The organism is Actinomadura sp. NPDC048032 (assembly GCF_040653175.1).
Classification (GTDB): domain Bacteria; phylum Actinomycetota; class Actinomycetes; order Streptosporangiales; family Streptosporangiaceae; genus Spirillospora; species Spirillospora verrucosospora.
In genome coordinates this window covers 1-6,839 of sequence record NZ_JBEZJP010000442.1, presented here as the reverse complement: position 1 = coordinate 6,839, position 6,839 = coordinate 1, and the positions used below count along the sequence as shown (strand labels likewise).

The 6,839-nt window shown below is 76.7% G+C and carries 7 protein-coding genes; 1 reads left to right on the top strand and 6 read right to left on the bottom strand.

What is annotated here, in order from left to right:
* Positions 1–1,125: ATP-binding SpoIIE family protein phosphatase (locus AB0C69_RS35760; protein WP_360359779.1), on the top strand; the 1,125-nt coding region annotated here is incomplete at its 5' end.
* Positions 1,126–1,132: 7 nt separating this feature from the next.
* Here the strand turns inward: AB0C69_RS35760 and AB0C69_RS35755 are convergent.
* The 6 genes from AB0C69_RS35755 to AB0C69_RS35730 form a co-directional block, all read right to left on the bottom strand.
* A complete protein-coding gene (locus AB0C69_RS35755; protein ID WP_353835122.1) occupies positions 1,133–2,272 on the bottom strand; it encodes a hypothetical protein in 1,140 nt (379 codons plus the stop codon).
* A gap of 28 nt (positions 2,273–2,300) precedes the next feature.
* Positions 2,301–3,140 (bottom strand): DUF4253 domain-containing protein, encoded by an 840-nt coding sequence (locus AB0C69_RS35750; protein WP_345179142.1) that lies wholly within the window; start codon positions 3,138–3,140, stop codon positions 2,301–2,303.
* Between the two features lie 110 nt (positions 3,141–3,250).
* On the bottom strand, positions 3,251–3,421 hold the full coding sequence (locus AB0C69_RS35745; RefSeq protein ID WP_345179141.1) for a hypothetical protein: 171 nt from the start codon (positions 3,419–3,421) through the stop codon (positions 3,251–3,253).
* A gap of 11 nt (positions 3,422–3,432) precedes the next feature.
* Positions 3,433–5,874, bottom strand: a complete 2,442-nt coding sequence (locus tag AB0C69_RS35740; protein ID WP_360359775.1) for an ABC transporter permease — start codon at positions 5,872–5,874, stop codon at positions 3,433–3,435.
* Positions 5,871–6,602 (bottom strand): ABC transporter ATP-binding protein, encoded by a 732-nt coding sequence (locus AB0C69_RS35735; protein WP_360359769.1) that lies wholly within the window; start codon positions 6,600–6,602, stop codon positions 5,871–5,873. Before AB0C69_RS35735 ends, AB0C69_RS35740 begins: the two co-directional genes overlap by 4 nt.
* A gap of 26 nt (positions 6,603–6,628) precedes the next feature.
* Positions 6,629–6,839 (bottom strand): hypothetical protein (locus AB0C69_RS35730; RefSeq protein WP_360359767.1); only part of this gene is annotated, 211 nt, incomplete at its 5' end.

Genomic DNA, 6,839 nt, shown 5'->3' with positions numbered 1-6,839 from the left:
CCGCGCCAGCTCGACAAGGCGGGGCTGGAGGCGTCCGAGGTGGCCTTCGGCAGCCTCCTGCCGACCGGGCTGTCGGCGCCGTCGCCGGTGGAGGTGCACCACCGGTACCTGCCGGGCAGCCGGCTGATCGAGGTCGGCGGTGACTGGTACGAGTCGATCGCGCTGCCGGGCGCGCGGGTCGCGCTGGTGGTGGGGGACGTGGCCGGGCACGGCGTGAAGGCCGCCGTCACCATGGGGCGGCTCCGCACCGCGATCCACACCCTCGCCGGGCTGGAGCTGCCGCCCGCCGAGGCGCTGGAGCGGCTCGACTCCCTGATGCGGACGCTCGGCGAGCGCGAACCCCACTTCGCCACCTGCGCCTACGTCGTGTACGACGCGGTCAGCGGCCAGTGCGAGGTGGCCAGCGCCGGGCACCTGCCGCCGCTGCTGGTCCCGCCCGGCAGGGCCTCGGAGTACCTGCCGGTCCCGCCCGCGCCGCCGCTCGGCGTGGGCGGCGAGGGGCCCATCGTCAGCCGCGAGTTCACCGTCGAGGACGGGACGCTGCTGTTCCTGTACACCGACGGCCTGGTGGAGAACCGGGCCCGCGACATCGATGACGGCCTGGCCCGGCTGCGCGCCACGTTCGGCCCGGGCGCCGCCGCCCGCCCTCTGGAGGACCTGTGCCAGGCGGCCCTCGACGGCGTCTACGACGACCAGCACCGCGACGACATCGCCATGCTGGTGGCGCGGCTGGCGCGGATCCCGGCCGACCGGCACGCCTCCTGGGAGCTGCCCGCCGAGCCGGCCGCCGTGCGCCGGGCGCGCGGCCTCATCCGCGACCGGCTCGCCCGCTGGGGCCTGGAGGACATGGCCTACACCACCACCCTGCTGGCCTCGGAGCTGGTCACCAACGCGATCCGGCACGCGGGCGGCCGCATCGGGCTGCGGCTGGTGCGGGAGGGCGGGCTGGTCTGCGAGGTGTTCGACTCCTCCGACGGGCACCCCCGGATCCGCCACCACGACGAGGACGACGAGGCGAGCGAGTCGGGCCGGGGCCTGCACGTGGTGGGGCGGCTGGCGCAGCGCTGGGGGGTGCGCCGCACCCGGGACGGCAAGGTGGTGTGGTGCGAGCAGCCGCTTCCCTGATGGGCGGCTAGCGCAACACCGAGATGTGGACGTGGTCGTAGTGGTTCTGGGTGATGCTCCCCCGGTCCTCCATCGGCCGCCATCCGCCGCCGCGCACGTTCCAGATGTGCTGCCTCCAGATGACGTAGGAGATGCCGAGCCGCCGCGCGTTCGCGACGGCGTACCGGGCGACCTCGTCGCCGTGCCGCTGGGCGCCGGCGGTCGGCGGCCGGCCGCCGGTGCTCTCCATGAAGTCGCAGGCGCGGCCGTCGCCGTGGTCCTGCGGATCGCCGGTGGAGCGGTGGCAGCCGATCACGGGGAAGGGGCCGAACATCCCGGCGATCTCCAGCAGGACGGTCCGCATCGTGGGCGTCATCGCGTTGCCGGTGATGGGGGAGCGGCCGCCGGACGCCCCGTCGGGCCGCCCGGTCACCCGCGGGGGGCTCTTGGGCCGCGTGCGGCCGGTGCTCTTCGGCGCGGCCAGCGTCGCCACCTTCGTGCCGCGCGGGAGCACCTTCTTCAGGCGTTTCACCAGCGCCGCGGTGTCGGCCTCCGGTGCGCTGATGACGAGGCCGTTCCCGTCCGGCAGTCCCAGCGCGCGGGCCTGGTCGCGGGACACCACGGCGCCGACGTCGCCGATGCCCATCGAGGCGTAGGCGCCGACGCGGACCCGCGCCGGGGCGGTGCTGCGGCCCGCCGGGACCACCGCGCCGAGGGGCAGCGCCCCGTCGCGGCTCTGCTCGAACGACACCGCCAGGCCGCCGGACGCGACGGTCTGCCACAGCTGGTCGGATCCGGCGGTGGGCTCGGGCGCGAACGCGCGGAAGACCGACGGGTCGACGCCGAGCAGGCCCATGCGGCGGTCGCCGACCATGGCCCGCGCGGCGTCCACGACCGCGACCCCGGCGACGCCGTCGAGCCGCTTCGCCCGCTCGACGGCCTGGGGCGGCAGCGTGGCCGTCCCGGCGACCAGCAGGTGCGGCGTGTAGCGGCGGGTCAGCGGCGCGACGGCCGGCGTCCGCGGCGCTTCGGTGACCGACACCAGGTTCCCGGGTCGGCGGGGCCCACCGCCCGTCCGGTCCCGCGCGAGTACGGTGACGTCGGCCGCGAGGGTGAGCGCGATCCCGGCCGCGATGACCGCGGAGAGCGCCCTGCCACTGCGTCGCATCCGTTCCCGCCCCCGTCTCCGTCGCCGGTCAGTCCCACCAGAACGACCAGTTGGTCTTGCCGCGGATCTCCTCGGCGTACCCGGCGAGGGTGCCGGGCCCCTGGAAGAGGATGTCGGGGCAGAACGCCCAGTGCTCGGCCGCGACGTGCACGGCGTGCCGGGTGCTCACGGGAGGCGCGGCCACGCTGAGCTCCAGGGTGTTGAAGCCGAGCGCGACGACGCGGGCGCCGAAGCGGTCCTCCCAGCTTCGCAGGACGGCCGAGAGCGGCGCCGTCCACTCGTTGTGGTTCAGCGCGCCCTGCCAGCCGACGGCGGCGAGCGCGTCGGCGCCGCGGTCCACCGCGACCAGGCCGAGCGACATGCCGCGTGAGGCCAGGGCGCGGGCGTGCCGGTCGGCCATGGCGTCCGGGTCGTCGAGCGGCACGCCGGCGGGCGCGGGGCCGGGGCACTGCCGCCCGTAGGGGGCGAGGTCGTCGTGGTCGTCGTCGGCGGCCTGCTCGGCCCAGTCCGCCCACACCTCGTACATGAACGCGTGGGGGTGGTAGTTGCCGACCTCGGCGACCGGCTCGGGGGCGATCTGGCCGGCCGCCCACGGCTGGTCGGACTCGTCCATGAGCAGCGGCCACAGGCCCGAGCGGGCGTGCTCGGCGCGGAACCGGGCCCACAGGTCGCCGCCGGCGGGCTCGTCGCTCAGCCAGAACGCGGGCCGCAGGAGGAGCTGCCGTTGCGGGTACCCGGGATCGGGCCAGACCAGGTCCCCGTCGGGCAGCGGAACCGACAGCGTCCGGGCGGGCGCGCCGTCCCCGGCGCCGCCGTCGAACAGCTGCGGCAGGTCGCCCGGCAGGTGCCGGACCTCCACATCATCCATTTCACGCCGTTCCGGTACAGAGCATGCCAGTGGCGATCGTAACGGCGGTGGGGGCCGCCCGGGGGACGAGCCGTGCGGTTCGGTCGTCCGGCCGGGCGGCCCGGTCGGGCTCAGGGCTCGCGGCGGCCGCGGAGCAGCAGGTCGATCAGGACGGCCGCGGCGGCGAGGCCGGTGACGGCGCTGACGGCGATCTGGATCAGGCCGTCTCCGAGGACCGCGTTCGACAGGACGTTCACCCCGATGAGGATGCAGATCAGGGTCCAGCGGGTGGAGTTGCTCATGGCGGTGCCTTTCAGGAGAGGGAGGGAGGGGTGCGCCGGCGCAGCACGGCGCGCGCCGGGAGGAGGATCGCGGCGGCGCCGGATCCGGCCACGCCGAGGAGGATCGCGGCGCATGCCAGGGGCGGGATGGAGGGAAGGGGAAGGCCGGTCACGCGGGCCGCGAACGCCGTCAGGGTCACCGCCGCGATGAGGGCGCCCACCGCGATGCCGGTGCCGAGCACGATCGCGGCCTCGAAGCGGAGCATCCGGAGGACCTGGCGGCGGGTGGCGCCCACCAGCCGCAGCAGCGCGAACTCGCGGCGGCGCGCCGCCGTCGCCAGCGCCAGCGTCGTGACGAGGCCGATGAGGATGAACCCCGTGATCGCGGCGACCACCAGCAGGCTGACGAAGCCCTGGAGCCTCATCTCCTGCGAGAGGCCCGCCTGGTAGGCCTCCGGGCTGAGCACCCGTGCCCCGGTATAGGCGGCGGTGGCCGCGCTCAGGTCGGCCCGTCCGCGGACGAGGACGCGGTCGTCGAGCGGCGAGGCGGAGTGCGCGGCCACGACGCCGTGGGGGAGCAGCACGTCGCCGAAGCCGAGGCCGCGGTCGTAGACCGCCACGACGCGCGCCCGGATCCGCGTCCCGTCCGCGAGCCACAGCGGCGCCGTCGAGCCGACGCGCAGGCCGCCGGCGACGTCCCGGCTGAGCGCGACGGTGTCGCCCCGCAGATCGTCCAGGCGGCCGGACGACACCCCCGGGTCCAGCGTGGCCGCCGCGTCCGCGCCGACGCCGCTGCCGTTGAGCGAGCGCAGGTTCTTCTCGCCCAGCTCCTTGACCGCCATGACGACGGTGGTGTCCTTGACCGGCGTCGCGGCCGTCACGCCCGGGACGCGGCGCACCGACCCGGCGGCGCCGGACGGGAGCCCGGGGCCCGCCGCCACGACGATCCGGTCGGCGCGGTTCCCGTCCTCCGCCTGGGTCCGCGCCGCGTGGGCGACGGTGGACTGCGCGAAGAGCTGGACGCCCGCGAACGCGACCGCCAGGGCGACCGGGGTGATCAGCGACCCGGCGCGCAGGGCGGCGGCGCCGGCCGCCTGCTGGGCCATCCGCCCGGCCACCGGCGAGGCGGCCCGGGCGGCGCGGCCCAGCACCCGGTTCCCGGCCCGCGCCACCAGCGGCCCGAGGAAGGCCGTGGCGATGATCAGCGAGACGACCAGGCCGCCGATCGAGGCGTTCGCGGCGGCCCCCGTGGCGCCCGCCGAGAACCCGAGGGCGTTCAGGCCGGCGACGAGGAAGGCGGCGCCCGTGACGACGCGCCAGCGGGGCAGGCGCGGGTTCTCGGCGGCGGCCTCGCCCAGCGCCTCCACGGGCCGGATCCGCGACGGCCGCAGCGAGGCGAGGAACGCGGTCGCGGTGGCGGCGAGCAGTGTGAGCGCGACCGCCGCGAGGACGGGCAGCGGGCCGAGCGCCAGGCCGAAGCCGTCCGGCAGGACGCCCTCGCGCACCATCGCCGCGTGCAGCGCGGTGCCCGCCGCGAGGGACAGCGCGCCGCCGGTCAGCGCGGCCGGCGCCCCCACCCGCAGCGTCTCGCGCAGGAGCCGTCCCCGCACCTGGCCCGGCGTCGCCCCGACCGCCCGCAGCAGCGCGAACTCGCGTGCCCGCTCCCGCACCGACAGCACGATCAGGCCGCCGACGACCACGAGGGCGGTCATCACGCCGACCCCGCCGAGCGAGGCGGACAGCTCCACGATGTCGGGGCGCGCGGAGGCGACGGCCGGGTCCTCGGCGTCGCCGCGCGCCGCGCCGAAGGAGACGGCGAGCCCGGGAGCGGCCCCGCGGAGCGCGCCCTCGTCGGGGTCGCCGAGCACCGCGAGGGCGTCGGCGAGGCCCGGGCGCCCGTCGAGGGCCGCGGCCGTCGCCGCGGTGAAGAACGCCGCCGCGGGGCCCTCGGCGACGAGCCCGGACACCCGGTAGGGGCGGGGCGGTCCGTTTACCTGGATCCGGACCACGGCCCCGGGCGCCAGGCCCGAGGACCGGCTCAGCACGACCTCGTCCGGCGCCCGCGGTGCCCGGCCCGCGCTCAGCCGGTAGGGCCGCAGCGCGGCCGACTCCCAGCCGTGTCCGGTCACCGGCCGCCCCGAGGAGAGCACGGCGGGGAAGGACACGTCCGCGACCACGGCCCGCACGCCCGGAACGGCCCGCAGCCGGGCCGCGGCCGAGACCGGGACGGGGGCGGGCTCGGTCAGCGGACGGCTCTGCTCCTCCGGCTCGTCCGCGAACCTCCCCATCCGGTCCATGACGCTCCGCGGGCCGGTCACGACCGCGGCGGCGGCGCCGAACCGCTCGACCGGCGCGTGCGCCCGCAGCGCCGACTCCAGCAGCACCCCGCACGCCCCCACGAGCGTCGCCGCGAACGCCAGCGCGACGAAGACCCCGGCGAACGCCCCCCTGCCCTTCACGGCTCCGCGCTTCACAGCGTCTCCCAGCGGGACAGGACGGCCGACGGGGTCGGGGACGCCAGCTCGTCGACGATGCGGCCGCGGCTGAGGAACAGCACCGAGTCGGCCCACGCGGCGGCCGCCGGGTCGTGGGTGACCAGGACGACCGTCTGGCCGGTCAGGTCGGCGGCCTCGCGCAGCATCCGCAGGACGTCACGGGCCGTGCGCGGGTCGAGGGCGCCGGTCGGCTCGTCGGCGAAGACGACCTCGGGGCGGGTGATCAGGGCGCGGGCGAGGGCGGCGCGCTGCTGCTGCCCGCCCGACAGCTCGGCGGGGCGGTGCCGCAGCCGGTCCGCGAGGCCCACCCGCCGGACGATCTCCTCCAGCCGGGCCGGGTCGGGCTCCGCGCCGCCCAGCCGCAGGGGGAGCGTGATGTTCTGCTCGACGTCCATGGCCGGGACCAGGTTGAACGCCTGGAACACGAACCCGATCCGCTCCCGGCGCAGCCGCGTCCGCTTCGCCTCGCTGAGCCCGCCGATGTCCACGCCGCCGATCCGGACCGTGCCGCCGCTCGGGCGGTCGAGCCCGGACGCGCAGTGCAGGAACGTGCTCTTGCCGGACCCGGACGGCCCCATCACCGCGGTGAACCCGCCGCGGCGGAACGTCCAGGTGACGCCGTCCAGGGCCCGCACGTCCCCGTAGGTCTTGGTGACCGTGTCCAGGCGCACCGCCTCCGCGGTCGCCTCGGCCGTCATCGTGATCATGGTGCCTCTCCGTGGATTGCCGCCTCTCACCTGGACGAACCTAGGTTTCGCGGGGGTCCGGGCACATGGGCGCGCACTCCCGAAACGGTGGTGTAGCGGGCTACACCATCGGCCTGGGGGCAGGCCTGGGTGCGGGGGTTCATCAGCACCCAGCGCCGTCCGGGATCGTTCAGGCCGATGAGCTGGAGGTTGCGCCGGTGCCTGCGGTAGGCGTCCGTCCAGTCCTGCCCGGCGAGC